The following is a 23,233-nucleotide window of genomic DNA, read 5'->3' on the forward strand; positions in this document are numbered from 1 at the left end:
GCTATTCGGCAGGCTCCAGCGCCTCTTCGGCCGCAATCCGGCGCGATTGCGCCGCCTGGGCCTCATATTCCTCCTGCCAGACCGTCGGCCCGTTCGAGGGGCTGACCTGCACCGCCGTCACCTTGTATTCCGGGCAGTTGGTGGCCCAGTCGGTGAAATCGGTGGTGATTACATTGGCCTGCGTGCCGGGATGGTGGAACGTGGTGTAGACCACGCCCGGCGCCACCCGTTCGGTGATCTTGGCGCGAAGCGCGGTCTCGCCCGAGCGGCTCGCGAGCTTGACCAGATCGCCATCGCGGATGCCGCGCTGCTCGGCGTCGTGCGGATGAATTTCCAGAAGATCCTCGGCATGCCAGGCGACGTTTTCGGTGCGCCGCGTCTGCGCGCCGACATTGTACTGGCTCAGAATCCGGCCGGTCGTGAGCAGCAGCGGGAAGCGCGGGCCGGTGCGTTCATCGGTCGCCACATATTCGGTGCGGATGAACTTGCCCCTGCCGCGCACGAAACCGTCGAGATGCATCACCGGCGTGCCCTCGGGCCGCGCCTCGTTGCAGGGCCACTGCACCGAGCCCTTTTCTTCCAAAAGCTTGTAGCTGACGCTGGCGAAGCTCGGCGTGGTCAGCGCGATCTCGTCCATGATCTGGGACGGATGGTCGTAGGACCACCCAAGCCCCATGGCCTGGGCCAGCTTGAGCGTGACTTCCCAGTCCGAAAGCCCGTTCTTCGGCGTCATCACCTTGCGCACCCGGTTGATGCGGCGCTCGGCATTGGTGAAGGTGCCGTCCTTTTCGAGGAAGGTCGAGCCGGGCAGGAACACATGGGCGCAATTGGCGGTCTCGTTCAGGAACAGGTCGTGCACCACCACGCATTCCATCGCTTCGAGCCCGGCCTTCACATGCTTGGTGTCGGGATCGGACTGCAAAATGTCCTCGCCCTGGATGTAGATGCCGCGGAAGCTGCCATCGACGGCGGCGTCGAGCATGTTGGGGATCCGCAAGCCCGGTTCCGGGTTCAGTTCCACGCCCCACAGTTTCTCGAACACGTCGCGCACGTCCGAGCCGGAAATATGCCGGTAGCCCGGCAGCTCGTGCGGGAACGAGCCCATGTCGCAGGCGCCCTGCACGTTGTTCTGGCCGCGCAGCGGGTTCACGCCGACCCCGGGCCGACCGATATTGCCGGTCGCCATCGCCAGATTGGCGATCGCCATCACCGTGGTCGAGCCCTGGCTGTGCTCGGTCACGCCAAGGCCGTAATAGATCGCGCCGTTGCCGCCGCGGGCATAAAGCCGGGCGGCGCCGCGCAGTTCGGAGGCCGGCACGCCGGTGAAGGCTTCGGTGGCTTCCGGCGAATTGGCGGGATCGGCCACGAAACTCGCCCAGTCTTCGAATTCCGACCAGTCGCAGCGTTCGCGGATGAAGGCCTCGTCGAACAGGTCTTCGGTCACGATCACATGGGCAAGCGCGGTCAGCACCGCGACATTGGTGCCGGGCTTGAGCGGAAGATGATGGCTCGCCTCGATATGGGCCGAGCGCACCAGATCGATGCGGCGCGGATCGATGACGATCAGCTTCGCGCCCTGCCTGAGCCGCTTCTTGAGCCGCGAGGCGAACACCGGATGGCCGTCGGTCGGGTTGGCGCCGATCAGGATCACCACATCGGTGTGCTCGACGGAATCGAAATCCTGCGTGCCCGCCGAGGTGCCGAAGGCCTTGCCGAGCCCGTAGCCGGTCGGCGAATGGCAGACGCGGGCGCAGGTGTCGACATTGTTGTTGCCGAAACCGGCGCGCACCAGCTTCTGCACCAGGAAGGTTTCCTCATTGGTGCAGCGCGAGGAGGTGATGCCGCCGATCGCGCCCTTGCCATACTGGAACTGGAGGCGCCGGAATTCCTTGGCAACATGGGCGAAAGCCTCGTCCCAGCCGACTTCGCGCCAGGGATCGGTGATCTTCTCGCGCACCATCGGATTCAAGATGCGGTCCTTGTGGGTGGCGTAGCCCCAGGCGAAACGCCCCTTGACGCAGGAATGGCCGCGATTGGCCTTGCCATCCTTCCACGGCACCATGCGGACGACTTCTTGCCCGCGCATTTCCGCCTTGAACGAGCAGCCGACGCCGCAATAGGCGCAGGTCGTGACCACCGAATGTTCGGGCTGGCCGATCTCGATCACGGATTTCTCGGTGAGCGTCGCCGTCGGGCAGGCCTGCACGCAGGCGCCGCAGGAGACGCATTCGGAGGCAAGGAAACTCTCGTGCATGCCGGGCGAGACGCGGCTGTCAAACCCCCTGCCCTCGATGGTCAGCGCAAACGTGCCCTGCACCTCTTCGCAGGCGCGCACGCAGCGCGAGCAGACGATGCATTTGGACGGATCATAGGTGAAATAGGGGTTCGATTCGTCCTTGGGCAGGTAGCGCGGATTGGCTTCGCCGTTTTGCCGCGCCTTCACATGGTTGTCGCCGTCCTGGCCGTAACGCACCTCGCGCAGGCCGACCGCGCCCGCCATGTCCTGGAGTTCGCAGTCGCCATTGGCCGCACAGGTCAGGCAGTCGAGCGGATGGTCGGAAATATAGAGTTCCATCACCCCGCGGCGAATGTCCTTGAGCCGCCCGGTCTGGGTGTGCACCACCATGCCCTCGGCAACCGGCGTGGTGCAGGACGAGGGCGTGCCGTTGCGCCCCTCGATCTCGACGAGGCAGAGCCGGCAGGAGCCGAAGGCATCGACCATGTCGGTGGCGCAGAGCTTTGGGATGGCGATGCCCGCTTCCATCGAGGCGCGCATGATCGAGGTGCCCTCGGGCACTTCCACGCTCGCGCCGTCGATCACCAGCCGGACGGTCTTCTCCGATGCCGAGGCAGGGGTGCCATAGTCGATTTCCTGGATCAGGGGCATGTCTGGTCTCCGGATGTCGCGTGGGGCATTGCGCAGCCCGCCCGCTTGGCGATCGCTGCGTCTGTCGTGGGCATTCCGGCGGCCGCAGTCATTCCGCGGCCTCCGCGGCCGGCGCCGGCGCAAAATCCTCGGGGAAATGCGTGAGCGCGCTCATCACCGGATAAGGCGTGAAGCCGCCAAGCGCGCAGAGCGAGCCGAATTTCATGGTGTTGCACAGATCGGCCACGAGATCCTTCTGCCTCTCGGGCTCAACGCCCGCGGCAATGCGGTCGATCACCTCGACGCCGCGGGTCGAGCCGATGCGGCAGGGCGTGCACTTGCCGCAGCTTTCGAGCGCGCAGAATTCAAAGGCGAAGCGGGCCTGCTTGAGCATGTCGGCGGTGTCGTCGAAGACGACGATCCCGGCATGGCCGATCAGCCCGCCCTTGGCCGTAAACGCCTCGTAGTCGAACGGGGTATCGAACATCGAGCGCGGGAAATAGGCGCCAAGCGGGCCGCCGACCTGCACCGCCTTGACCGGACGTCCGGTCAGGGTGCCGCCGCCGATCTCGTCGACCAGTTCGCCGAGCGTCATGCCGAAACCGGCTTCGAACAGCCCGCCATATTTCACGTTGCCGGCAATCTGCACCGGGATCGTGCCGCGCGACCGGCCCATGCCGAAATCGCGGTAGTAGTCCGCGCCCTTATCGAGCACGATCGGCACCGAGGCGAGCGTGATCAGGTTGTTGACCGCCGTCGGCCGGCCCAGAAATCCCTTGTGGGCGGGCAGCGGCGGCTTGGCGCGGACGATGCCGCGCCGGCCTTCGAGGCTTTCAAGCAGCGCGGTCTCCTCGCCGCAGACGTAGGCGCCCGCGCCCACGCGGATCTCCATGTCGAAGGCATGGCCTGAGCCCAGAACCGAGGCGCCGAGAATGCCCTGCTCCCGCGCGATCTCGATGGCGCGGCGCATCACCAGGTTGGCGTGCGGATATTCGGACCGCGAATAGATATAGCCCTTGGTGGCGCCCACCGCAATGCCGGCGATCGCCATGCCCTCGACCAGCACGAAGGGGTCGCCCTCCATGATCATGCGGTCGGAGAAGGTGCCGGAATCGCCCTCGTCGGCGTTGCAGACGATGTATTTCTGGTCCGCTTCCGCTTCGAGCACCGTCTTCCACTTGATGCCGGTGGGAAAGCCCGCGCCGCCGCGCCCGCGCAGGCCCGATTGCGTGACCTGCGCGACGATATCCGCCGGTGCGGTGGCGACCGCCTTCTCAAGCCCCGCCAGCCCGCCATGGCGGCGATAGTCGTCAATCGACAGCGGATCGATCACGCCGCAGCGGGCGAAGGTAAGCCGGGTCTGGCGCTTGAGATAGGCGATCTCCTCGGTGAGGCCGTGGCAGAGCCGGTGCGCGCCGCCGTCGTGCAGACCCGCGTCGAGCAGGCTTTCGACATCGGAGGCCTTGACCGGACCGTAGGCGACCCTGCCCCTTTCCGTCTCGACCTCGACCAGCGGTTCGAGCCAGTAGAGCCCGCGCGACCCGTTGCGGACGATCTCGACATCGAGCCCGCGCGCTGCAATCGCATCGGCAAAGGCCGCGGCGACCTTGTCGGCGCCCACGGCAATGGCCCCGGAATCGCCGGGAATGTAGAGTTTCGCGCTCATGCCCGCACCGCCCTGGCAAGGTCGGCGACGGTCTCCTGGTCGATCCGGCCGATCAACTCGCCATCGAGCATGGCGGCGGGTGCGGTCGCGCACAGGCCGAGACAGTAGATCGGTTCGACCGTGACTGCGCCGTCGGCGCTGGTCTCGTGCCAATCGAGCCCGAGCAGGCCGAGAAGCCGGTCGGCCAGCGCGTCGCCGCCCATCGACTGGCAGGCTTCGGACCGGCACAGCCGGATCACATGCCGCCCCGCCGGCGCCTCGCGGAAATCATGATAGAAACTGACCACGCCGTGCACTTCGGCCCGCGACAGGTTGAGCTCCTGCGCGATGACCGGAAGCGAGGCCTGAGGCACATGGCCAAATTCGCTCTGGATGTCGTGCAGGATCGGCAGCAGCGGGCCTTCGAGCGGCTTCAGCCGGGCAACGATGGCTTGCGTGCGCGACGCGATGGCTGCGTCGTCTTGTCGTCTTTCCATGCGGAGCTCCTCCCGCCTATGTCAGATAAGACACTAGCCCGCCATTGGCGCCCGTGATCAAGGCCGGATTTCCGTGGTGCGATAGAAAAAATCTATCGCTGCGCGAGCGTCTTGGCATAGACGCGCGCTTCGTGCAGCAGCGCCGAGACCACAGGCGTATGCGGTTCGCGTGGTGCGGCAACCATTCCGACGATATGCGAGGCATCGGGTGCCACGATGGGAATGGCGCGCAGGTCGCCCGCAAGCCCGGGCGTGCCGGCGAGATTGCCGGGCATGATCGAGGCCCATTTGCCCGTGCGCACATGGGAAAACAGCACCACCATCGAGTTCGATTCGAGCGTCGGCCTGGCATTCGCCCCGGCATCGCGCAGATGCTGGTCGATGATCCGGCGGTTCTGCATGTTCGGCGTCAGCAGGCACAGCGGCAGCGACGCGACCTCCGCCCAGGTCACCGTCTCCTTGTCGGCCATCGGCTGGCCCGGCGAGGTGATCAGCTGGTAGCGTTCGGCATAGAGCGGCACACTGGCGACCCGGCCCGTGGGTTCGTTCTCGAGATAGGTGATGCCGGCGTCGATCTCGAAATTCTCGAGCTTGGAGAGCACTTCGTAGCTGGTGCAGGACAGGATCGACAGCGTGACATCCGGATGCTTTGCGGCAAAACCGGTGGTCAGCTCCGTCATCATCGACAGCGCCGTCGGCACCACGGCAAGACGCACATTGCCCGACAGGCCCCGGCGCGCCGCCTTCATTTCCTCGCGCATGGTGCGCGCGTCACCGACGATGCGGCGCGCCCATTCCAGCACGCGCTGCCCCTCCGGCGTCAGCCCCTGGAAGCGCGACCCGCGCTGCACCAGCACGACGCCCAACTGCTCCTCGAGCTGCTTGAGCGAAGCCGACAGCGTCGGCTGCGTCACCCCGCAAATATCCGCGGCCCGGCCGAAATGCCGTTCCCGCGCGAGCACAATGAAGAATTCGAGCTTGTCGATCATGGCGGGCAAACTCGCATGTTCGCCCCGCGGCGCGCAAGCAGCGCGCGCGACATCCCGCCGTCGCATCCCGGGACGATGATCCCGGTTTCAGATCAGGCTGCGGCGCGGTCCCCGTCCTCGGTGCCGGGCGCCAGCGTGACTTCCAGCCCGTCGAGTTCCTCGCTCATCAGAATCTGGCAGGACAGCCGCGACGTGTCGCGCACGTCGAAGGCCTGGTCGAGCATGTCCTCTTCCTCCGCCCCGATCGGGTGCAGCTTGGCGGCCCATTCCGGCGCGACATGGACATGGCAGGTGGCGCAGGCGCAGGCGCCGCCGCATTCGGCCTTGATGTTCAATCCCCAGTCGCGGATGACCTCCATCACCCGGAAGCCCTCGAGGGCTTCAAGCGTATGGCGTTTTCCGGACTGGTCGGTGACGTGAATATGCATGATGAAAAGATCCTGTCAGCCGGCGGCCCGGCGCCGCCAGCTGTACCCCGGACCGGCAGCCGCCTTGTCGACCGAGGGTTGATAGTGAAGATCGATGCCCGGCAGGCGGCGGTCCCTGAGCCGTGCCACGGTCGGCGCGTGCGACACGGCGAAACTGTCGAACCCGGTTCTGAGCATCAGCGGAATCTGGTCGATCAGCACCGCTCCGACCGCACGCAGTTCCCCGCCATAGCCGACACGCTGGCGCAGAAGCGCCGCCTGCGAGAAAGCCCTGCCGTCATTGAAGGCTGGAAAGCTCAGCGCCACGATCGCGATGCGGTCGAGGATCGGCGCCAGGTCCCTGACGTCGTCGTCGGGCGCGAGCTGCACGCCGAGCGGCGTGTTGTCCAGGGCATGGTCAAGCGCCTCGGCAAGAGACACCAGCCCGGCTCCCTCCCCGTCGGCGGCGGTCCAGGGATCGTTCTCGACAATCCCGTCTTGGGTCCAGATGACAGTCATTGAAGTCCTCTCCGGGGATTTGTCTCAGGCGGCGCGGGCTTCGTCGTTGCCATAAAGTGCCGCCTTGAAAGGATCGGCACCGATCCGGCGGTAGCAATCGATGAAGCTTTCGTCCAGCCCCTTTCGCTGCGACAGATAGGTCTCGACAATGGTCTCGACCGCATCCGTCACCTGGTCAGGCTCGAAGCCGCGGCCGGTGATCTGGCCGATCGAGGCGTTCTCGTCGCCCGATCCGCCGAGCGAGATCTGGTAGAGCTCCGCCCCCTTCTTCTCGACGCCCAAAATGCCGATATGGCCGACATGGTGGTGGCCGCAGGCATTGATGCAGCCCGAGATCTTGATCTTGAGATCGCCGATCTCGGCCTGGCGCGCGGGGTCCGCGAAGCGGTTGGAGATATCCTGCGCCACCGGAATCGAGCGGGCATTGGCGAGCGCGCAATAGTCGAGCCCCGGGCAGGCGATGATGTCGGTGATCAGCCCCGCATTGGCGGTCGCAAGGCCCTCAGCAAGGAGCGCGCGGTAGAGCGGCTCGAGATCGGCCAGCGCCACATGCGGCAGCACCAGGTTCTGCTCGTGGGTCACGCGGATCTCGTCATGGCCGAATTCGACCGCGAGCCGCGCCACCGCGTCCATCTGGTCGGCCGTGGCATCGCCGGGAATGCCGCCGATCGGCTTGAGCGAGATCGTCACCATGCCGTAATCGGGATGCCGGTGCGGCGCGACATTGCGGCCGACCCAGGCGGCAAAGCCGGGATCGGACTTCTTCCAGGCGGCGAGTTCGCCCCAGCCTTCGGCGCGGGGCGCGAGCGCCTTGGGCGCGAAATAGGCGTTGATCGCGGCAATGTCTGCATCCGGCAGTTTGAGTTCGCCGTCCTTCAGATGCGCCCATTCCGCCTCGATCTCGGCGCTCAACTGCTCGACGCCGGTCTCGTGCACCAGGATCTTGATCCGCGCCTTGTACTTGTTGTCGCGGCGGCCGTGCAGGTTGTAGACGCGCATGATCGCGGTGATATAAGAAAGAAGATCAGCTTCCGGCAGGAAGTCCTTGACCTTTTTGGCCAAAATGGGCGTGCGCCCCTGCCCGCCACCGATCCAGACGGCAAAGCCCAGGCGCCCTTCGGCGTCCTTCTTGAGCTGCAGGCCGATGTCGTGCACCTGGATCGCGGCACGGTCGCGCTCGGAGGCGGTGACCGCGATCTTGAACTTGCGCGGCAGGAACGAGAATTCCGGGTGCACCGACGACCACTGCCGGAGGATTTCGGCATAGGGGCGCGGATCCGCCACCTCGTCGGCGGCAGCGCCGGCGAAATGATCGGCGGTCACGTTGCGGATGCAGTTGCCCGAGGTCTGGATCGCGTGCATCTCGACTTCGGCCAGTTCCTCGAGGATCGCCGGAATGTCCTTGAGCGACGGCCAGTTGTACTGGATGTTCTGCCGGGTGGTGAAATGGCCGTAGCCGCGGTCATAGGTGCGCGCGATATGGGCGAGCTTGTGCATCTGCCGGCTGTTGAGCGTGCCATAGGGCACGGCCACCCTGAGCATGTAGGCATGCAGCTGCAGATAGACGCCGTTCATCAGCCGCAGCGGCTTGAACGCGTCCTCGGAAATCTCGCCCGAAAGCCGGCGCTCCACCTGGTCGCGGAACTGTTCGACGCGGGCGGAGACGAAGGCTTGGTCGAATTCATCGTAGCGGTACATGGGAAATCCTTATGCGGCCTGTGCGGGCCGACCGGCCTGAGCCGGCGCGTAGTCGATGGTCGGGCCTGCGGCGCGAATGCGCTCGCGCAGCCGGTAGGGGCGCGGGCCGGCCGGGGTTTCCTCGATGTCGATCACATTGACATCGACCACCCGGTTGTCGGCAAGCGCCTGGGCGCCGGCGGCTTCGAGTGCCGCCACGGCATCCTCGTGGCGGGCGAGCAGCGCATCCTTCAGCGAGGCGGTCCACTCGCCATTGGCGCCGAGCCAGACCGCGATGCCGTCGCTCAGACGGTTTGCGGTGAGAACCTTTGTCTTGGTCGGGGCAGTCTTCATGATGGCCTCCTCAGGCGGCTTGGGTTGCATCGAGCGCGACGGCATGGCGCCGCGGTTCGGCAATCGGGGTCGAGCGGTCGAAGCTGGCGCCGGCGACGGCGTCGCCGATCACCACCATCACCGGTCCTGTGAGTTCGCTGCGATGTTCGAGCGCCGGCAGGTCGGCCAGCGTGCCGTGGAACAGCCGCCGGTCGCCGCGTGAGGCATTCTCGACGATGGCGACGGTCATGTCGGCGGCCAGCCCCGCCTCGATCAGGCGGGTGGCGACACTGGCCGCGACCGTGCGGCCCATATAGACGCACAGCGTGGCGCCCGAGATTGCGAGCCGCGCCCAATCGGGCAAGGCCGCGCCGGTCAGATCGTGTCCGGTCGTGAACACCAGTGACGAGGCCACGCCGCGCAGGGTGAGCGGCAGGTCGAAATCGGCCGCGGCCGCCAGCGCCGAGGTAATGCCCGGCACGATCTCGTAGGAGAGCCCGGCGTCGCGCAGCGCGGCCATCTCCTCGCCGGCGCGACCAAACACCAGCGGATCGCCGGATTTGAGCCGCACCACGCGCTTGCCCTCGCGCCCAAGGCGCACCAGCAATGCATTGATCTCGGTCTGGCTTTTGGAATGGCACCCCTTGCGCTTGCCGACCGAAATGCGTTCGGCATCGCGGCGGCCAAGCGAAACCACGGCCTCCGGCACCAGCGCGTCATAAACGATCGCATCGGCTTCCATCATCGCCCGCTGGGCGCGCAGCGTGAGCAGATCTTCCGCGCCGGGGCCGGCTCCGACCAGCCAGACATGGCCCGGAACAGGCTCGCGACCGCGCAGCATCCGCGTGGCGGCGCGGCGGGCGAGCGAGAGTTCGCCATTGTCGACATGGGTGGCGACATCGGCTTCGAAGAACCGGCGCCAGAACACGCGGCGTGCCACGCCGCGCGGCAGCAGCCGGTCGACGGCGGTACGATAGTCCTGGGCGAGCCGCGCCAGGGTTCCGAGCGAGGGCGAAAGCATCTGGTCGATGCGCGCGCGGATGATCTGGGCGAGCACCGGCCCTGCCCCTTCGGTGCCGATGGCAATGGCGACCGGCGCACGGTTGACGAGCGCCGGCGTCAGGAAATCGCAATAGTCGGGTTGGTCGACGGCATTGGCCGGGATCTTGCGCGCCCGCGCATCGGCGACGATCCTGCGGTCCAGCGCCGCGTCGCCGGTGGCGGCGAACACCATCACCGCCCCTTCCATCTGCGCGGGCGCATAGGCAGCCAAAACCGGGGCAAGGCCGAGGCGGCTGAGGCTGTCGGCAAGCTCCGCGCCGGGCGCATCGGCATAGACCGCGACCTCGGCCGAGGTGTTGGCGACAAGCCGCGCCTTGGCCGCGGCTTCCGCGCCATTGCCGAAGATCGCCACCTTGCGGGCGTCCACCCGCAGGAAGGCGGGGAATGTGGTCAAGCGTGCGGGCTCGGTCGCCATGTGCTGAAACCTCCTGAATTGCCCGCATTTTCAGGAGAATGGCGCCACAATTGAAGGAACAAAGATGTGCCAAACCGGGCGAACGGATATTCTTTTACCCCAGAAAGCAGGTTATGGAGAAAGCCGCACCCGTGTCCCCGTCCGCAGGCCGGGCACCCGAACAGCCGGAGAGCCACGCATGGCAATCGAAGAGAATGCGGCGCTTGCCCGCGCCCTGCTCGACGCGATCGAGACTGACGTCCTGCCGCTCACCGAAAGGGGCGTTGCCGAAGGCAACAAGGTGTTTGGCGGCGCGCTTCTGCGCAAGTCCGACCTTTCGCTGATCGTGGCCGAGACCAACCGGGAGACCGAGAACCCGCTCTGGCACGGCGAGGTCAACCTGCTCAAGACTTTCTATGAAGGGCCGGTTTCCAAGCTCGAGCCGACCAAGGACATGATCTTCCTGTCGACCCACGAGCCCTGTTCGATGTGCATGTCGGCGATCACCTGGGCGGGCTTCGACAATTTCTTCTATTTCTTCAGCCATGAGGATTCGCGCGACAGTTTCGCCATTCCCCACGACCTCAAGATCCTCAAGGAAGTGTTCGGGCTGGAGCCGGGCGGCTACAGGCACGACAACGCCTTCTGGCGCGGCCGCGGCATCTTCGACATCATCGCCGGCCTCGACCCGGCCGAAGCCGAGCCGCTGCTCGCCCAGTCGGAACGCATCCGCTGCCGCTATGCGGCGCTGTCGGAGACCTACCAGCAGGGCAAGGTCGCGAACGCCATTCCGCTCGCCTGAGCGCCGGTTGCACCTGCCACGAGGAATGACGGCTTGAGAGCCTTTCCGGCGCCTGGCGACCTTCCCAGCGCGGCCAGCCCCGGACTGAGCTGTGGACAAGGCGCAGGCGCGCCGTGGCACGCTCGCCGCCCGCGCCCAACTCGGCTAGTCTCGTCCGATGGAACCATCCCGCGACATTTCCCGCCTGATCGAAATCATGGCCGCCCTCCGGCATCCGGAGACCGGCTGCCCCTGGGACATCAAACAGGATTTCAATTCGATCAAACCCTACACGATCGAGGAAGCCTATGAGGTCGCCGACGCGATCGAGCGCAACGACCCAGAGGACCTGTGCGACGAGCTGGGCGACCTTCTGCTGCAGGTGGTGTTCCACGCCCGGCTTGCCGAGGAACAAGGGCTGTTCTGCTTCGAGGACGTGGTCGAGGCGATCACCCGCAAGATGGTCCGCCGCCACCCGCATGTGTTCGAACGCTCCGAGGCCGACACGCCCGACAAGGTCAAGGCGCAGTGGGCCGACATCAAGGCCGAGGAGAAGCGCGAGCGTGCCGCACGCCGCGCCGCGCGCGGTTTGCCGGAAACCGAGACGCCGGGGCAGCTCACAGGCGTGCCCCGCGCCCTGCCCGCGCTGATGGAGGCCCTCAAGCTGCAGGAGGCGGCCTCCCGGGTCGGCTTCGACTGGGGCGCCGCCGGTCCCGTGCTCGACAAGATCGAGGAGGAGATCGCCGAACTGCGCGCCGAGATCGACGGCGGCGACAGAACCAGGGCGGCCGACGAACTGGGCGACGTGATCTTTGCGGTGGCCAATCTGGCCCGGCATCTCAAGACCGACCCGGAACATGCGCTCCGGACCACCAACACCAAGTTCCGAACCCGTTTTGCCCATGTCGAGGCAGAGCTTGCCGCAGGCGGCAAGACCCCGGCGGAAGCCACGCTCGACGAGATGGAAGCACTCTGGCAGGCTGCCAAGATAAAGCCGCGCGAAAGCTGAGCCGTCCGCCGGCTCCCAGGCTTCTACCAGGCGACCGCCTCAAGCCCGATGATGTGCGGGTGTAGCGCAATCAGCCCGAGAAGCAGCCCGAAGCCCGCCAAAACGCGAAGGATCGTGCCGGCACCGGGCGCCAGACTGCGTCCGGCACGGCTGGAGCGCACCAGCTCGCGCCAGGCGTCGGGGCCCATCTGCCGGCGCTTGCGACGGTCGATCATCGCCATGCCGAGACCCGCGAACAGGGCAAAGCCGCCGAACATGAGCACATGGGCGAGATCGCCATTGGGCACGGTGTGGCCCGCCGCCCACAGCGCGAGCACGGCCAGCAGCGGGTGCCGGATCCAGCCGACGATCCCCGGCCGGGCTGGATCGAACGCGGCATTCCTGAACCCGCCGAATGACAGCGGGTTGGGCTTGAAGGCGGCGAAGGCCAGGATCTGGCAGGCGAGCGTCATGGCCAGCAGCGTGACATGGTTCTGCCACGGCGCCCGCGCCCAGACCTCGACATAAGGCGCGCGCGCCGCCGCGACGATCAGCCAGACCAGCAGGCCGAGCGAAAGCAGCGAATAGGCGACCGAAAAGCCGCGCTTGCCGAGCCGTGCGGTCAGGAACGGCTTGACCGGCGGACGCACGGGAATGGCGTGCGAAGCGAGGAACGCGCCATAGGCGGCGACAAATTCGGTCCAGCCGGTCATCGTTGCTGTCTCCAGAAAAGCGGGAGTGTGGCGGCCCCATCGTGCCGCTCCGTGTTGCCCACCTCGCCGCTGCCCGTCGCGGCGGCAGCAAGCGCAGGCATGCCTCGTCCTGCGCCGAGGACGAAGGCTCGACAAGTGTGATGGCTGAAGCGCAGGCGATGGGCAGGCATGACGCGCGCCCGCCTACAAATCCGCGTCCGGTTTCGGGCCGAGGCCCAGTTGCCGGTCGAGGTCGAGGCTGTCGGAGGCGGTGAATTCCGCCGTGATTTCGACCGAGCCGTCCTCGTGGTCGATCCGGGTCTTGACCCGGCCGCGCTCATAGATCCACGACATGATCGGCAGTTGCTGTGCGGAGAGCGTGACGGTCCGGGTCGTCAGTTCGCCCGATATCCGCGCCTCGATCAGGGCCAGAAGCGCGTCGACGCCCTCCCCGGTGACCGCGGACACCGCAATCGCCGTGTCGGATTTGCCGGCCTTGAGCTTGAGGTCGTCCGCAGCCCCCTCGTCGAGAAGGTCGATCTTGTTCCAGACCTCGACCAGCTTGCGCCCGTCGCCCTCGGCGATGCCGAGGCTCTTGAGGATGGCTTCGACATCGGCCGCCTGCGACTTGCGGTCGGGATCGGACATGTCGCGCACATGCAGGATCAGGTCCGCCTCGATCACTTCTTCGAGCGTCGCCCGGAAGGCCGCGACCAGGTGCGTCGGCAGGTCGGAGATGAAGCCCACGGTGTCCGACAGGATCACAATCGCGCCATGCGGCAGCTTCATGCGCCTCAGCGTCGGGTCGAGCGTGGCAAACAGCATGTCTTCGGCCAGCACCTCCGCGCCGGTCAGCCGGTTGAACAGGGTCGACTTGCCGGCATTGGTGTAGCCCACCAGCGCGACGATCGGATGCGGCACCTTCTTGCGCTTGGCGCGGTGCAATTGCCGCGTCCGGCGCACCTGCTCGAGTTCGCGCTCGAGCTTGACGATTCGTTCCTGAAGGAGCCGGCGGTCGGCCTCGATCTGGGTTTCGCCCGGGCCGCCCATGAAGCCGCCGCCGCCGCGCTGGCGTTCAAGGTGGGTCCAGCTGCGGACCAGCCGGCCTTTCTGGTAATTGAGATGGGCGAGTTCGACCTGCAGCACGCCTTCCCGGGTGGAGGCGCGACGGCCGAAGATCTCGAGGATCAGGCCGGTGCGGTCGATCACCTTGACCTTCCACTCGGTCTCGAGATTGCGCTGCTGCACCGGGGTGAGCGGATGGTCGATGATCACCAGTTCCGCGCCGGTCGATTCGATCAGCGCGCCGATTTCGGCGAGCTTGCCCTTGCCGAGCAGCGTGGCCGGCCGTGGCGCCGAGACCGGCACCACCATGGCCTCGACGACGGTCAGATCGATGGCGCCCGCCAGCCCCACAGCTTCTTCGACGCGGTGGCTGTCGGGTCGCTTGGTGCTTTCGCTGCTGTCCGCCCCCGGCGTCGGCGCGGGATTGCGGCTGCGCAGCGTCGGTACGAGGACGAGCGCACGTGAAACGCCGGATTTGCTCTCCGGGTCAACGAAATGGCCGGAACTGTCTACGGTTTCGATGTGCTTTGTCCCGTCAGGCGCCGCTGCCGGCGTCCTCGTTTTCGAACATCTGGACAGGCTGGCTCGGCATGATTGTCGAAATCGCGTGTTTGTAGACGAGCTGCGAATGCCCGTCGCGTCTCAACAGGACACAGAAATTGTCAAACGATGTCACCACACCAGTGAGCTTCACCCCGTTGATCAAGAAAATCGTGAGGGAAATTTTCTGCTTGCGAACCGTGTTGAGAAAAAGATCCTGCAGGTTTTGTGACCGCTCCGCCATGTGCGCTTTTTCATCCGTCTTTTTCTTGCCCGCCCAATATGCGGGACATTACCGAACCCTGTTCAGATCAGGCGTCCCGGAGCGCCATGTGCCGCGTCTTGCAACAAGACCCGCCGATCGCTCGCCGTGACGTCAGGTTCCGAACACTTCTACTCCCTCTGACAGACAGATAGATATGAATTGCCGCTGACAGAAATTCGTTCGTTGGAACGTGCGACAGAAGATCATTGTTGCGGGGTTTTGTAAACAATAGATTTTCCGGCTTTGGCACGCGCACCCGCCAGCAGCGCCAGACCGGGATCCTGCCGCCGCCCCGAACCGGCTGGCTGAGGCGGCACGGCGCGAAGCCGGTGCGCGGAAGTACCCGTCCCCGTGCGGAGCGGATGCGGCGGGCTTTACCGCTGCATCCAGTAGCGGATGTTGAGGACCGTGAAGATCACCATGACTTCAAGCCGTCCGAGCGTCATCGCGGCGATCGCCACCAGCTTGGCAGAGGCTGGCAGCGCGCTCAGTTGCGGCCATTCCTGGTTGAGCGGATCGGTCGCGTAGACCGGGGGAATCAGCGCCTCGTAGACCGGCCCGGCATTGGAGAAGAACGCCGCCGACAGCGCGATGCCGCCCTCGAACCCGGCCGCGGTGAAGGTAAAGGCCATCGAGGTTGCGGCGATGATGAGCAACGACAGCGCGAAATAGGTCCAGATCGCGCGCATGCTCTGTTCGTCGATGATGTGCCTGCCGAACCGCAGGTTCGCGGCACTCGACGGGTAGATCAACTGGTTCAGCTCACGCGCCGAATGCACGGCCATCGCCACGATCCGGTAGACCTTGAAGCCGCCGGTGGTCGAGTAGATGCCGCCGCCGGCAAGCACCAGCATCAGCACCACAATCGCCGGCCACAGCGCGATGAAGCCCGGCCGGCTCTCGATGCCGCTGGTGGCGATCAGCGAGGAAGAGGCAAGCAGGCTTTCGGCGAGAATCGGCCCGAGATCGCCGCCCCCCGAGACCGAGAAGATGCGTCCCGCATAAAGCAGGCCCACCACGAGGATCCCGAGCACGATCAGGCCTGTCTCCGGGTTCATCCGGAAAAAATGGCGCGGCGCACGCAGCAACTGCTTGCGCCAGAACACGCTCACGGTGCCGATCGCAAGCCCGATCGCCAGCACCACCTGCGCCATCGGCCCGGCATGGTTTTCGAGCGCGTCGGCGAAGGGCAGGAAGCCGCCGGTCGCCATCGCGATCATCGCCAGCATCGCCGCCGCGGGGCCTTCCACGCCGGTCAGCATCAGGCAGACGAAGACGCCGAAGGTCAACAGCGCGTAGTGGCCGAGCACCTCGCGGAAGTCGCCGAGCTCGACGGTCATGTCGCTCGCATGCGCGGTGATGAGGCGACGGTCGCCCGCGGGCAGCCCGCCGAAGCCGCCGGGCGCCAGCACATGGATGATCGAGACCAGGGCCAGGAAGCCGCCATACCATTCGATCAAGGCGCGCCAGACCAGAAGTGCCCTGGGCATGGTCTCGCGCGGCAAGAGCGTCGAGCCGGACGTGGTCAGCGCCGACACGCCCTCGAACCACGCGCTCATCCAGTCGAGGCCGGCAAGCGTCTTGAACGACACCGCCGCGAACAGCGGCAGCAGCACCCAGACCGCGACCAGCGTGAGATAGCCCTGGGCGCGCCCCAGCCTGCGCTCGAAGCCGGCAATGGCGCCGAGCACCATCAGCGCGGAAAACACCCCGAGGGCACCGACCAGCAGCATCGACAGCGCCAGATCGCGCATGCCGTCGCCGATCGCGAACAGGATTGCAGGCACCATGAGGGCAAAAAGCCCCACGACGGCGACCGCCAGGACGTGCAAGCCGCCAAGCATGATCTCAAAAGAACTCGAGGCTGACGCGGAACATCTGCTCGACGTGACGAACCGCCTCGAGCGACGCGAACATCACCACGCGGTCCTTGGCCTTGATCTTGAGCGACCCGTCGGGGCGGAGCACCTGCTTGTCGCGGTAGATCGCGCCGATGCGCACGCCGTCGGGCAGTTCGAGGCTCCTGAGCGGCTTGCCCACCAGCGGCGAGGTTTCGAGCGCCTCCGCCTCGATCACTTCCGCAGCCCCCTTCTGCACCGAATAGACCGCGCGGATGCGGCCGCGGCGCACATGCTGGAGAATCCGCGAGATCGTGACCGCGCGCGGATTGATATGCGCGTCGATCCCCATCGTCTTGGTCAGCGTCTGGTAGGACGGGGTGTTGATCAGCGCCAGGTTGGCCTTGCAGCCAAGCCGCTTGGCCATCACCGAGGAGAGGATGTTGGCCTGGTCGTCATTGGTCAGCGCCACCATCAGGTCGGCATTCTGGATGTCGGCTTCCACCAGGATGTCCTGGTCGAGCGAGGAGCCGTTGAGCACCACCGTGCGCGACAGCGAATCGGCGATCGCGACCGCCCTCGCCCGGTCGGCCTCGATGATCTTGACCCGGGTCTTGGGCTGGCGCTCCTCGATGGCGGCGGCGACGTAGTAGCCGATATTGCCGCCGCCGGCGATGACGATCCGGCCGGCCTCCTGCTCTTCGTGGCCGAACAGGCCGAGCGTGCGCCGCACATGGTCGCGGTCGCACACCACGTAGGCGAGATCCCCGGTCTCCAGCTGGTCGGAGGAATGCGGCACGAACAGCTTTTCGTTGCGCCACACGCCCACGACGGTGGCCAGCAGGTCGGGAAACAGTTCGCTCAGCTGCACCAGCGGCGTGTTGACCACCGGGCAGTCCTCAAGGCATTCGATGGCGACCATCGCCACCTTGTCCTCGGCGAAGCGCACCGCATCGGTGGCGCCGGGCAGCGAGATGCGGCGCAGCACCATCTGCCCGACCTCGACTTCCGGCGAAATGATGACGTCGATCGGCATGTGGTCGCGCGAAAACAGGTCGGCCCAGTGCGATTTCAGGTAGGATTGCGCGCGGATGCGGGCGATCTTGGTGGGCACGTTGAACAGCGAATGCGCCACCTGGCAGGCGACCATGTTGATCTCGTCATAGAGCGTGACGGCGATGATCATGTCGGCCTGCTCGGCGCCGGCCTGCGCCAGCACGTCGGGATGGGCGCCGTGGCCGACATAGCTGCGCACATCGAGCGTGTCGCGGATCGCCTGGACCAGCGTCGCCGAAGTGTCGATCACGGAGACGTCGTTGTCCTCGGCGGCCAGACGCTCGGCAATGCCGTAGCCGACGCGCCCTGCGCCGCAAATGATGACTTTCATGCGCATCCCCCTGCCTGCCATGCCAGGCGATCGTGAAACGGGGCGGCCGAGGCCGCTTCGGGCTGCTTATACGCCAAGCGATTTCAATTTGCGATGCAGGGCCGAGCGTTCCATCCCGACAAATTCGGCGGTGCGCGAAATGTTGCCGCCGAACCGGTTGATCTGGGCGATCAGGTAATCGCGCTCGAACAGTTCGCGCGCCTCCCTGAGCGGCAGCGTCATGATGTGGTTCGACCCCGCCGCCGAGGTCTTGGGCAGCATGTCGGAGACGTCGTCGGGCAGCATGTCGGCGCTGATGACCGTGTCCGGCCCGTCCGAGCGCGCCAGAATCATCAGCCGTTCCATGTAGTTGCGCAATTGCCGGATATTGCCGGGCCAGGTGTGGGCCTGGATCACCGCCAGTGCGTCCTCGCCGATCCGGCGGTTCTTGATGCCGGCCTGCTCGGCCACCTGGCGCATGAAGGTGTCGACCAGGAACGGAATGTCCTCGCGCCGCTCGGCGAGCGAGGGCACCTTGACCGGCACCACCGCAAGACGGTGGTAGAGATCCTCGCGGAACTCCCCCGCGGCGATCAGCTCTTCAAGGTTGCGCGCGGTCGAGGAGATGATGCGCACGTCGACCTTGACCCGCTTGGTGCCGCCCACGCGCTCGAACTGCTGGTCGACCAGAACCCGCAAGATCTTGTTCTGCGTGCCGCGCGGCATGTCGGCGACCTCGTCGAGATAGAGGATGCCGCCATGGGCTTCCTCCAGTGCGCCGACCTTGCGTTCGTGGCTGGCCGCGGTCTCGGTGCCGAACAGCGCCACTTCCATGCGCTCGGGGGTGATCGCAGCGGCATTGAGCACCACGAAGGGGCCGTTCGCGCGCGACGACTTGCGGTGAATGAGCCGTGCCACCAGTTCCTTGCCGGTGCCGGAGGGGCCCAGGATCATCACCCGGCTGTTGGTGGGCGCGATCTTGTCGATCGACTGCTTGAGCTGGGAGACCGCGACCGAGGTGCCGATCAGCTCCACCGGATCGCCGGACCGCCGCTTGAGCTCGGTGACCTCGCGCTTGAGCTTGGAGGTTTCGATCGCCCGCGCGGCCACCAGCAGCAGCCGGTCGGCCTTGAACGGCTTTTCGATGAAGTCATAGGCGCCGCGCTTGATGGCCGACACCGCGGTCTCGATATTGCCGTGGCCGGAAATCATCACCACCGGCAGTTCGGGATAGCGCGCCTTGATCTCGTCGAGCAGCGCCAGCCCGTCGAGCCTGCTGCCCTGCAGCCAGATGTCGAGAAAGATCAGCCGCGGCACCCGGTCCGAGATCGCCGCCAGCGCCGAGTCGCTGTCCGCCGCCATGCGGGTTTCGTGGCCCTCGTCTTCGAGAATGCCCGATACGATCTCCCGGATATCGGCCTCGTCATCAACGACCAGAATGTCAGACGCCATGGGATGGCTCCTTTGCTTCTTCATCCGGCGCATGCGCCGACGCCTTTACAGGAAGGCGGACTGTAATCATCGCACCCCTGCCCTTGTCGACCTCGGCGGGCGCATCGCGCAGCTGAATCGTGCCGCCGTGGTCGTCTATGATCTTCTTGACGATGGCGAGACCGAGGCCGGTGCCCTTGTCGCGCATGGTCGTGTAGGGCTCGAGCAGCCGGTGCCGGTTTTCGGCCGGCAGCCCGCGGCCGTTGTCGATGATATCGACAATATACTCCGCGCCGTCGGGCGAGCGTTGCGCCCGCACGATGATGGCCTTGCCGTCGCGCTCGTCGTCGGGCGCCACCGAATCGATCGCCTCGGTGGCGTTCTTGATCAGGTTGCCGAAGGCCTGGCCGAGCATGCGCGGGTCGAATTCACCCTCGAGCGGCTCCTCCGGCAATTCGCGCGTGAAGGTGATGTCGTTGCGGCTGACCTCGCGCAGGAACACGGCATCCTTGAGGATGTCGCGCAGGTCCGCCGGTGCCTTGGACGGCTTGGGCATGCGCGCGAAGGAGGAGAACTCATCGACCATCCGGCCGATATCCTCGACCTGGCGGACGATCGTGTCCGTGCACTGGTCGAACACCGCCCGGTCGTCGTCGGGGATCTGCCGCCCGTAGCGGCGGCGGATGCGTTCGGCCGAGAGCTGGATCGGGGTCAGCGGGTTCTTGATCTCGTGGGCGATGCGCCGGGCGACGTCGGCCCAGGCGGTGGAGCGCTGCGCGATCACCAGATCGGTGATGTCGTCGAGCGTGACCACGAACGAGGCCTGCTGGTCATGGGTTTCCTCGCGCGTGACCTTGACGTTGAGCGTGCGCTCCTTGCCATGCCGGTGCACGATGATCTGGGCGCGGGCCTCGGCGGAGATGCGCATCGCCGCTTCCGCCATGACGGTTTCGAATTCCGGCGCGGCCTCCAGGAAGCTGTGACCGATCAGGTCGGTGTCGCTGTGGCCCAGGATTTCCAGCGCCGAGCGGTTGGCAATCGTCACGATGCCGCGGTGGTCGACGCCGACCACGCCGGCGGAGACGCCCGACAGCACGGCCTCGGTGAAGCGGCGCCGGTCGTCGATCTGGTCCTTGGCCGACAGGATCTGGTCGCGCTGGGTGCGGATCTGCACGATCATGTTGTTGAAGGTCTGGGCCAGCGAGCCGACATCGCCGTCGGAGGCATGGACCGGAACCGAGATGTCGAGATTGCCGCTGGCCACGTCGTCGGAGGCCCCGATCAGCACCCGGATCGGCCGCACCAGCCGGTCGGCTACCGCGATCGCCGTCCAGATCGCCGACAACAGCACGATCAGCGCAAAGCCGAGATAGAGAATCCCGAAGGCCAGCTGCAAGGAGGTCCGGCCCTTTTCGAGCGTCTGGTACTCCTTGGTGGCCTCTTCCATCAGCCGCATCGACCGCATGACTTCCGGATCGACCACGCGCACGGTGTAGAGCAGCGTGCCCGAGATCTGCTGCAGCGGGATCAGCGCGCCCACCAGGTTGGTCACGCCCGGCGGAATCAGCGCGGGCTGGCCCTTGACCGCGTCCTTGAGCGCCTCCTTCGGCACCGCCGGAAGCGGCCGCTCGGTCTTGATGTCGGCCTGCAGGATGACGCTGCCGTCCTCGCGCACCAGGAAGGCGCCGAGAAGCCCGCGACCGATCGCCTGGCGCGTCATGAACTGCTCGAAGCCGATGCGGTCGAGCGTGTAGAGCGAGCGCGCATTGTCGAGGTCGTTGGCCATCGACACCGTCTGCCCCTGCAGGAAACGCGCGTTTTCAAGCACATAGGCTTGCGCCACCGAGAGCGAGGAATTGACGATCGACTTGGTCCGGAGCGAGAACCAGCGGTCGAGCCCGACATCGAGCGTGATCGAGGCGACGATCGCCACCAGGATCGCGGGCAGGATCGCGACGATCGAGAACAGCGCCACGATGCGAATATGCAGCTTGGCCGCGGCCTTGCCCCGCCGCCGCGCCTTGAGCAGCGTCCGCAGCTCGAGAAGCACGAGCGTGACAAGCCCGATCACGAAAACCAGGTTGACCACCACCGCGCCGAGCACCACCTGGTCGACCGGCTCGATCGGCGTCAGGCCCAGCAGGATCGCAAACGACACCAGCGCGCTCAGGAACGCCGAGCCGACCAGCGCGATGCCCGGAAGCGTGAACAGGTTTCTCCGCTGCACCGCTTCCTGGCCCGCAACCGCCGTTTCGGTGCGGGCCTCTAGGCTGCCGACCGTCTGTGGCGCTGTCCGGATGGTCATAGGCTCCCGTCGCTCCCGATTCGCCCGCTCTCAATCGTTGCGAACAAGCAACACAATGTGGCGAAAATGCAACGTACGAGCCAAGCCTGTCAAGCGGCGCGCCGACAGGCGCCCGGGCTCAGGCGAGCCGGGGCGAACGGTAGACAGTGACGCCGAGCTCGCGGATCTTCTTGCGCAAGGTGTTGCGGTTGAGCCCGAGCAGGTCGGCCGCCTTGATCTGGTTGCCGCGGGTCGCGGTCAAGGCCGCCAGGATGAGCGGATACTCGACCTCTTCGAGCACCCGCTGGTAAAGGCCCGAAGGAGGAAGCTCGTCGCCGAACCCGGCGAAATACCGCCGCATGTTCTCCTCGACCGACTGGGCGATGGTGGTCGGGCCGATCTGCGCGGCAGCATGGGTCGAGGCCGGTTCGGGCGATTCGATCCTGAGTTCGTTGTCGATGATCTCGCGCGTGATCACGTCCTGCGGATAGAGCGCCATCACCCGGCGCACCACGTTTTCGAGTTCACGCACATTGCCCGGCCAGCCGTAGCCCTTGAGAAGGTCGAGCGCCTCGCCGTCGAACCGCTTGGCATCGAGCCCCTCGCCCACCGCCTGGCGCACGAAATGGCGCACCAGGTCGGGCACGTCCTCGGCGCGATCCCTGAGCGCGGGCAACCGGAGTGGCACGACATTGAGCCGGTAGAACAGATCCTCGCGGAACAGGCCCTGATTGATCAGGATTTTCAGGTCCTTGTTGGTGGCCGCGACGATGCGCACATCGGTCTTGATCGGGGTGCGGCCGCCGACGGTGGTGTATTCGCCCTGCTGGAGCACGCGCAAAAGCCGGGTCTGCGCATCCATCGGCATGTCGCCGATCTCGTCGAGAAACAGCGTGCCGCCCTCGGCCTGCTCGAACCGCCCTGTGGAGCGGTTCTGCGCGCCGGTAAAAGCGCCCTTCTCGTGCCCGAACAATTCGGATTCGATCAGGTCGCGGGGAATCGCCGCCATGTTGATCGCCACGAACGGGCCGTTGCGGCGCTTGCCGTAGTCGTGCAGCGCCCGCGCCACCAGTTCCTTGCCGGTGCCCGACTCGCCGGTGATCATCAGCGTGAGATCGGTCTGCATCAGCCGGGCGAGCACCCGGTAGATCTCCTGCATCGCGTGCGAGCGGCCCACCAGCGGCATGCCTTCGCTCGCCTCCTCGGGCTGCACGGCAAGCTTGCGCGGTTCCGAGAGCGCGCGGCCGATGGTGCCGATCAGCTCGGTCAGGTCGAAGGGTTTCGGGAGATAGTCATAGGCGCCGCATTCCGAGGCCTTGATGGCGGTCATGAAGGTGTTTTGCGCGCTCATCACCAGAACAGGAAGGTCCGGCCGGGCCCGCCGGATGCGCGGCAGCAGGTCGAAGGCGTTCTCGTCGGGCATCACCACGTCGGTAACCACCAGGTCGCCGTCGCCGGCCGAAACCCAGCGCCACAGCGTGGCCGCGTTCGAGGTGATGCGGACCTCGTAGCCGGCGCGGCTGAGCGCCTGGTTGAGGACCGTGCGGATCGCCGCGTCATCGTCGGCGACAAGTATCGTGGCTTTACCCATCTT

At 66.1% G+C, this 23,233-nt stretch carries 19 protein-coding genes; 2 read left to right on the forward strand and 17 right to left on the reverse strand.

Going from position 1 to position 23,233, the window contains the following annotated elements:
* Position 1: 1 nt before the first annotated feature.
* The 9 genes from fdhF to cysG form a co-directional block, all read right to left on the reverse strand.
* The gene (gene fdhF, locus AWJ14_RS07640; RefSeq protein WP_066177022.1) at positions 2-2,887 is read right to left on the reverse strand and encodes a formate dehydrogenase subunit alpha; all 2,886 of its coding nucleotides are present in this window, start codon (positions 2,885-2,887) and stop codon (positions 2-4) included.
* A gap of 88 nt (positions 2,888-2,975) precedes the next feature.
* Positions 2,976-4,532, reverse strand: a complete 1,557-nt coding sequence (locus tag AWJ14_RS07645) for a formate dehydrogenase beta subunit (RefSeq protein WP_066177024.1) — start codon at positions 4,530-4,532, stop codon at positions 2,976-2,978.
* Positions 4,529-5,008 carry a formate dehydrogenase subunit gamma gene (locus AWJ14_RS07650; RefSeq protein ID WP_066177026.1) on the reverse strand — a complete coding sequence of 160 codons (480 nt, stop codon included), beginning with the start codon at positions 5,006-5,008 and terminating at the stop codon, positions 4,529-4,531. Before AWJ14_RS07650 ends, AWJ14_RS07645 begins: the two co-directional genes overlap by 4 nt.
* A 92-nt stretch (positions 5,009-5,100) precedes the next feature.
* Positions 5,101-5,997, reverse strand: a complete 897-nt coding sequence (locus AWJ14_RS07655; protein ID WP_066177027.1) for a LysR family transcriptional regulator — start codon at positions 5,995-5,997, stop codon at positions 5,101-5,103.
* Positions 5,998-6,089: 92 nt separating this feature from the next.
* Positions 6,090-6,425, reverse strand: coding sequence for a 2Fe-2S iron-sulfur cluster-binding protein (locus AWJ14_RS07660; protein ID WP_066177029.1), 336 nt, complete (start codon positions 6,423-6,425; stop codon positions 6,090-6,092).
* 15 nt (positions 6,426-6,440) lie between these two features.
* Positions 6,441-6,923: a DUF934 domain-containing protein gene (locus AWJ14_RS07665; protein ID WP_066177033.1), complete on the reverse strand. Its 483-nt coding sequence runs from the start codon at positions 6,921-6,923 to the stop codon at positions 6,441-6,443.
* A 24-nt stretch (positions 6,924-6,947) separates the two neighbouring features.
* Complete coding sequence (locus AWJ14_RS07670; RefSeq protein WP_066177035.1) at positions 6,948-8,621, reverse strand: nitrite/sulfite reductase; 1,674 nt, start codon at positions 8,619-8,621, stop codon at positions 6,948-6,950.
* Positions 8,622-8,630: 9 nt separating this feature from the next.
* The gene (locus tag AWJ14_RS07675; protein WP_066177036.1) at positions 8,631-8,954 is read right to left on the reverse strand and encodes a DUF2849 domain-containing protein; all 324 of its coding nucleotides are present in this window, start codon (positions 8,952-8,954) and stop codon (positions 8,631-8,633) included.
* 10 nt (positions 8,955-8,964) lie between these two features.
* Complete coding sequence (cysG, locus tag AWJ14_RS07680) at positions 8,965-10,410, reverse strand: siroheme synthase CysG (protein ID WP_066177038.1); 1,446 nt, start codon at positions 10,408-10,410, stop codon at positions 8,965-8,967.
* Positions 10,411-10,588: 178 nt separating this feature from the next.
* Between cysG and AWJ14_RS07685 the strand changes: the two genes are divergently transcribed.
* On the forward strand, positions 10,589-11,191 hold the full coding sequence (locus AWJ14_RS07685; protein ID WP_066177041.1) for a nucleoside deaminase: 603 nt from the start codon (positions 10,589-10,591) through the stop codon (positions 11,189-11,191).
* A 157-nt stretch (positions 11,192-11,348) separates the two neighbouring features.
* Positions 11,349-12,179 (forward strand): nucleoside triphosphate pyrophosphohydrolase, encoded by an 831-nt coding sequence (gene mazG / locus AWJ14_RS07690; protein WP_066177043.1) that lies wholly within the window; start codon positions 11,349-11,351, stop codon positions 12,177-12,179.
* Positions 12,180-12,202: 23 nt separating this feature from the next.
* Here the strand turns inward: mazG and AWJ14_RS07695 are convergent, their stop codons facing one another.
* From AWJ14_RS07695 to ntrC, 8 genes are all read right to left on the reverse strand, one after another.
* Positions 12,203-12,871, reverse strand: coding sequence for an NnrU family protein (locus tag AWJ14_RS07695; RefSeq protein WP_066177045.1), 669 nt, complete (start codon positions 12,869-12,871; stop codon positions 12,203-12,205).
* Positions 12,872-13,054: 183 nt separating this feature from the next.
* Entirely contained in the window at positions 13,055-14,437 is a 1,383-nt protein-coding gene (hflX, locus tag AWJ14_RS07700) for a GTPase HflX (protein WP_066177047.1), read from the reverse strand.
* Positions 14,438-14,450: 13 nt separating this feature from the next.
* Positions 14,451-14,699 (reverse strand): RNA chaperone Hfq, encoded by a 249-nt coding sequence (gene hfq, locus AWJ14_RS07705; protein WP_066177049.1) that lies wholly within the window; start codon positions 14,697-14,699, stop codon positions 14,451-14,453.
* Between the two features lie 395 nt (positions 14,700-15,094).
* Positions 15,095-16,564, reverse strand: a complete 1,470-nt coding sequence (locus AWJ14_RS07710; RefSeq protein WP_066177051.1) for a potassium transporter TrkG — start codon at positions 16,562-16,564, stop codon at positions 15,095-15,097.
* A gap of 4 nt (positions 16,565-16,568) precedes the next feature.
* Positions 16,569-17,945: a Trk system potassium transporter TrkA gene (trkA, locus tag AWJ14_RS07715; protein ID WP_066177173.1), complete on the reverse strand. Its 1,377-nt coding sequence runs from the start codon at positions 17,943-17,945 to the stop codon at positions 16,569-16,571.
* 66 nt (positions 17,946-18,011) lie between these two features.
* On the reverse strand, positions 18,012-19,376 hold the full coding sequence (gene ntrX, locus AWJ14_RS07720; protein ID WP_066177053.1) for a nitrogen assimilation response regulator NtrX: 1,365 nt from the start codon (positions 19,374-19,376) through the stop codon (positions 18,012-18,014).
* Positions 19,366-21,660, reverse strand: a complete 2,295-nt coding sequence (locus AWJ14_RS07725) for a sensor histidine kinase NtrY-like (protein ID WP_083220124.1) — start codon at positions 21,658-21,660, stop codon at positions 19,366-19,368. Before AWJ14_RS07725 ends, ntrX begins: the two co-directional genes overlap by 11 nt.
* Before the next feature lie 118 nt (positions 21,661-21,778).
* A complete protein-coding gene (gene ntrC, locus AWJ14_RS07730) occupies positions 21,779-23,230 on the reverse strand; it encodes a nitrogen regulation protein NR(I) (RefSeq protein WP_066177055.1) in 1,452 nt (483 codons plus the stop codon).
* Between the last annotated feature and the right edge of the window lie 3 nt (positions 23,231-23,233).

Origin of the sequence: Parahoeflea olei, from assembly GCF_001703635.1 — a bacterium.
Classification (GTDB): Bacteria; Pseudomonadota; Alphaproteobacteria; order Rhizobiales; family Rhizobiaceae; genus Hoeflea; species Hoeflea olei.

What these genes read in the sequence shown, in the direction of transcription:
- AWJ14_RS07645 (WP_066177024.1), bottom strand. Translation starts at nt 4,532, where the DNA reads ATGAGCGCGAAACTCTACATTCCCGGCGATTCCGGGGCCATTGCCGTG.
- cysG (WP_066177038.1), bottom strand. Translation starts at nt 10,410, where the DNA reads ATGGCGACCGAGCCCGCACGCTTGACCACATTCCCCGCCTTCCTGCGG.
- AWJ14_RS07665 (WP_066177033.1), bottom strand. Translation starts at nt 6,923, where the DNA reads ATGACTGTCATCTGGACCCAAGACGGGATTGTCGAGAACGATCCCTGG.
- AWJ14_RS07725 (WP_083220124.1), bottom strand. Translation starts at nt 21,660, where the DNA reads ATGACCATCCGGACAGCGCCACAGACGGTCGGCAGCCTAGAGGCCCGC.
- AWJ14_RS07650 (WP_066177026.1), bottom strand. Translation starts at nt 5,008, where the DNA reads ATGGAAAGACGACAAGACGACGCAGCCATCGCGTCGCGCACGCAAGCC.
- ntrC (WP_066177055.1), bottom strand. Translation starts at nt 23,230, where the DNA reads ATGGGTAAAGCCACGATACTTGTCGCCGACGATGACGCGGCGATCCGC.
- AWJ14_RS07655 (WP_066177027.1), bottom strand. Translation starts at nt 5,997, where the DNA reads ATGATCGACAAGCTCGAATTCTTCATTGTGCTCGCGCGGGAACGGCAT.
- AWJ14_RS07685 (WP_066177041.1), top strand. Translation starts at nt 10,589, where the DNA reads ATGGCAATCGAAGAGAATGCGGCGCTTGCCCGCGCCCTGCTCGACGCG.
- ntrX (WP_066177053.1), bottom strand. Translation starts at nt 19,376, where the DNA reads ATGGCGTCTGACATTCTGGTCGTTGATGACGAGGCCGATATCCGGGAG.
- AWJ14_RS07710 (WP_066177051.1), bottom strand. Translation starts at nt 16,564, where the DNA reads ATGCTTGGCGGCTTGCACGTCCTGGCGGTCGCCGTCGTGGGGCTTTTT.
- fdhF (WP_066177022.1), bottom strand. Translation starts at nt 2,887, where the DNA reads ATGCCCCTGATCCAGGAAATCGACTATGGCACCCCTGCCTCGGCATCG.
- trkA (WP_066177173.1), bottom strand. Translation starts at nt 17,945, where the DNA reads ATGAAAGTCATCATTTGCGGCGCAGGGCGCGTCGGCTACGGCATTGCC.
- AWJ14_RS07695 (WP_066177045.1), bottom strand. Translation starts at nt 12,871, where the DNA reads ATGACCGGCTGGACCGAATTTGTCGCCGCCTATGGCGCGTTCCTCGCT.
- mazG (WP_066177043.1), top strand. Translation starts at nt 11,349, where the DNA reads ATGGAACCATCCCGCGACATTTCCCGCCTGATCGAAATCATGGCCGCC.
- AWJ14_RS07660 (WP_066177029.1), bottom strand. Translation starts at nt 6,425, where the DNA reads ATGCATATTCACGTCACCGACCAGTCCGGAAAACGCCATACGCTTGAA.
- AWJ14_RS07675 (WP_066177036.1), bottom strand. Translation starts at nt 8,954, where the DNA reads ATGAAGACTGCCCCGACCAAGACAAAGGTTCTCACCGCAAACCGTCTG.
- AWJ14_RS07670 (WP_066177035.1), bottom strand. Translation starts at nt 8,621, where the DNA reads ATGTACCGCTACGATGAATTCGACCAAGCCTTCGTCTCCGCCCGCGTC.
- hfq (WP_066177049.1), bottom strand. Translation starts at nt 14,699, where the DNA reads ATGGCGGAGCGGTCACAAAACCTGCAGGATCTTTTTCTCAACACGGTT.